Annotated in this window: 4 protein-coding genes; all 4 read right to left on the reverse strand. The window is 43.1% G+C overall.

Annotated features, from left to right (window positions below; genetic code table 11):
- A partial coding sequence (gene nadA, locus ACP45E_RS14555; RefSeq protein ID WP_069585168.1) for a quinolinate synthase NadA occupies positions 1 to 852 on the reverse strand: 852 nt, incomplete at its 3' end.
- Positions 853 to 1,007: 155 nt separating this feature from the next.
- The gene (ybgF, locus tag ACP45E_RS14560; protein ID WP_017037325.1) at positions 1,008 to 1,784 is read right to left on the reverse strand and encodes a tol-pal system protein YbgF; all 777 of its coding nucleotides are present in this window, start codon (positions 1,782 to 1,784) and stop codon (positions 1,008 to 1,010) included.
- Positions 1,785 to 1,899: 115 nt separating this feature from the next.
- Positions 1,900 to 2,439 carry a peptidoglycan-associated lipoprotein Pal gene (pal, locus tag ACP45E_RS14565; protein ID WP_017034877.1) on the reverse strand — a complete coding sequence of 180 codons (540 nt, stop codon included), beginning with the start codon at positions 2,437 to 2,439 and terminating at the stop codon, positions 1,900 to 1,902.
- A gap of 34 nt (positions 2,440 to 2,473) precedes the next feature.
- Positions 2,474 to 3,637: Tol-Pal system beta propeller repeat protein TolB (gene tolB, locus ACP45E_RS14570; protein WP_069585170.1), on the reverse strand; the 1,164-nt coding region annotated here is incomplete at its 5' end.

A 3,637-nucleotide genomic window follows, 5' to 3' on the forward strand; every position in this document is an offset into this window, starting at 1 on the left:
TGTTGGCGCTTCTACTAGCTCTTTTTCTGGTACTAATTGCTGCATTTTAAAGAAAATACCTTTATCGGTAGCAACAATCAGTTTCTTTTGAGGTAACTCTTTCGCCGCTTTTATAAGTTGGCTTGTCGAGCCCACGGCGTCAGCAAGTGCAACTACACTGGCTGGTGATTCCGGGTGAACCAAAATAGCGGCATCTGGGTAAACCGCTTTCATCTTACGCAGTGCATCTGCGGAAAATTCATCGTGAACAACACACTCACCTTGCCACAGCAACATGTCTGCGCCGGTTTTATTTGCAATGTAAGAGCCTAAGTGTCGGTCGGGACCCCACAAAATAGGTTTATCTTCACTGTCGAGTTGTTCAACAATTTCTAAGGCGATGCTTGATGTCACGACCCAATCGGCTCTTGCTTTAACCGCCGCAGATGTATTTGCGTATACCACAACGGTGTGATCAGGGTGGGCATCACAAAAAGCCGAGAACTTATCAGCAGGACAACCAAGATCAAGGGAACACTCGGCCTCTAATGTTGGCATTAAAATGGTCTTTTCTGGGGTTAGAATCTTAGCCGACTCACCCATAAATCGAACACCGGCAATAATGAGTGTGCTGGCTGGATGACGATTACCAAACTTGGCCATTTCTAACGAATCTCCCACAAATCCGCCCGTTTCTTCAGCGAGGGCTTGGATTTCAGGATCGGTGTAGTAATGCGCGATCAAAACCGCGTCTTTTTCGACCAGTAGTGACTTGATGCTAGCAATATAGGTTTGCTTTTCAACATCGCTCAAAGGGACTGGTTTTTGAGGAAATGGGTATATTGTTTCAACTGTGTCTAATATGTGGCTCATTGCTCTTGCTCTTGCTCTTGCTCTATGCAACTTCCATGAATCCAAGCATTGTACACCTTAAACATGGCCTGAATCAAAGGAGTTTGGGCCAATAGAAAAAGAGGCGGAATAACCACCTCTTCTAGACAAGCAATTTAGGCAGATATTGCCGTAAACTATAAGTTTTGTTGTGCTAATTTTGCTGATGAACTGTTTGGGTATTCATCCACAACTTGCTGATAGTATTTTTGTGCTGCTGCTTGATTATTATTTCGCTTGGCAATGTCACCAAGCTTAACTAATGCATCGGCACGTTTGTTAGAATCTTGGTATGACACAACCGCAGCAAAACTCTTGACGGCTTCTTTATCTTGTTTCTTAGCGAAATAAAGTTGCCCTAGCCAATAGTGTGCATTCGATGAAAATGAAGAATCTGGAAAATCCACCTGAAACTGTTTCAGTGCAACGATAGCACCCGCGTAATCGCGCTCTTTAAGCACAAGATCGACGGCATTTTGATAGGCGGTTTGCTCATCAACATTGCTGCTGAATGTCCCTACGGGTTGTTGTGTGTCGGAAGAATCAACAACAGGCGCTTCAACGGTCTTAATTTCGGTGCGGACTTTGTCTAATTCTATAAAAAGCTCACGCTGGCGCTGCAACATTTGCTGCATATCATAGCTGTTCTTTTCAAGTTGACCACGAAGATCACTGATCTCCATCGACATGTCGTCAATTTGTTGCTGCATAGTCAATTGAACACGATTTCGATTATCTAGCAATCGCTCTAGACGTTGGATATCGGTTTCAGAAGAATTCACTGTACGTGCTGATGATGTGGTGGCTGGAGCTGTATTGCTTAAGTCCGATACTGGAGCTGGTGCAGCGTAAGATGTATTGGCTGCACTTGCCAGTAACATAAGCGTTAAAACTCGCTTTGAGTTACTGAACATGAGGCTATTCCTCTATTTGTCTTGTCGCATAACTTGTCTTGCAGCATAAGTGTATTGATAACCTAGGTGCAATTTATCACCTAGGTATAATAACTACTTAAGCACAATGCGAAAATTAGTATACAAGAACTGAACGACGGTTCTTAGCGTATACTTCGTCAGACTGACCAAGTAGAAGAGGTTTTTCTTCACCGTAGCTAACGATAGAGATTTGGTCAGCTTGTACACCAAGTGCTTGTAGGTAGTTCGCTACCGCTTGTGCACGACGCTCGCCAAGAGCGATGTTGTACTCAGGAGTACCGCGCTCGTCTGCATGACCTTCGATAGTAACTTCTAGGCTAGCATCTTTACTTAGGTAAGCCGCGTGTGCTGCAAGCATTTCTTCGTAATCGCCAGCAATAGTCGCGTTGTCGAATGCAAAGTAAATAGTTTGAGTTTCACGCAAAGCTTGTTCTTTAAGCTCTTGCTCTGTTAGCTCACCGTATGAATCAACTGGAGTCACTACTGTTGTATCTACCGTGTTCTCTGAACCTGAAGTTGATTGATTAGTCTCTGTACCTGAAGCACTTGTTGCTTCATCGCTAGAGCTACAAGCTGTTACTGCTAATACAGGAAGAGCAATGAGTAGACCTTTAAGAACTTTATTAAGCTGCATTATATTTTTCCCTTAACTAATTAATACTTATTTACTATAAAAACGGTGACCAAGCAGGTGCTCTTACGCGCCCGTTTGTTTCCGGTAATCTAGCTTTAAAACGCCCATCTATCGAAACCATCGAAAGTACATTCGTTTTATTATAGATAGAACTGTATATGACCATACCACCATTAGGTGCAATACTTGGAGACTCGTCAAGCAATGTACTTGTCAGTATTTGCATTGCACCAGTTTCTAAATCTTGTTTGGCTAAATTAAACCCTGAATTACTTCGATTCACCATAACAAGGAATCGACCGTCAGGGGTAATTTGACCTCCTAAGTTTTGGCTGCCTTGCCAAGTCAGACGTTTGGTCGAACCATCTGCCAAATTTACGTTATAAATCTGCGGTCTACCACCTCTATCAGAGGTAAAGATTAATGATTTTCCATCCGGATGCCAATACGGTTCCGTATTATTTGATCTACCACGAGTAATTTGCGTCAATTTCTTTGAACTCAAATCAAAGGTATAAACCTGAAGAGACCCAGTTTTTGATAATACCAACGCTAACTTATCACCATCAGGAGAAAACCTTGGTGCGCCATTATGACGAGGGTACGAGGTGATCTTCTCCCGTTTCCCTGTATAAATATCCATTATGAAGATTTCAGCTTGCCCATTTTGGAAACTGACGTACGCGAGTTGTTTTGCGTCAGGTGACCATGCTGGTGACATCAACGGTTGCTTAGAGCGCAACACTAATCGTTCGTTATAACCGTCATAATCCGAAACTCTTAATTGGTATGGATATGGGTCTTTATCTTGTACTACAACATAAGCGACACGAGTCAAAAATGCGCCACGTTCACCAGTCAGCTCTTTATACACCAAATCGGAGATTCGGTGCGCATATTCACGCAATCTTGGGCCTGGTACGGTTGCTTTCTTATTAAACAGAACATGATCTTTAGAAAGCACTAATTGGCCATCTTCGCTTAATGCTTTACTCTGACCTTGGGTTAGCTGACCACGAACAACATCTACTAACTGGTAATTGATGACGTAATTATCACCCTCGCCTTTCGAGATGGTGCCCGTCAATAAAGAATCAACACCAAGGGCTACCCATGAATCAAAGGCTATCTCAGATTCTGAATAAGGCGTTTGTGGCATGTTGCTTGTGGCGACAGGGCTGAATTTTCCGCTGCGCTG

Source organism: Vibrio genomosp. F10 str. 9ZD137 (assembly GCF_049974785.1).
In the GTDB taxonomy this organism is placed as follows: domain Bacteria; phylum Pseudomonadota; class Gammaproteobacteria; order Enterobacterales; family Vibrionaceae; genus Vibrio.

Excerpts from the sequence above, each read along its gene's own strand:
- pal (WP_017034877.1), bottom strand. The coding sequence starts at position 2,439 with ATGCAGCTTAATAAAGTTCTTAAAGGTCTACTCATTGCTCTTCCTGTA.
- ybgF (WP_017037325.1), bottom strand. The coding sequence starts at position 1,784 with ATGTTCAGTAACTCAAAGCGAGTTTTAACGCTTATGTTACTGGCAAGT.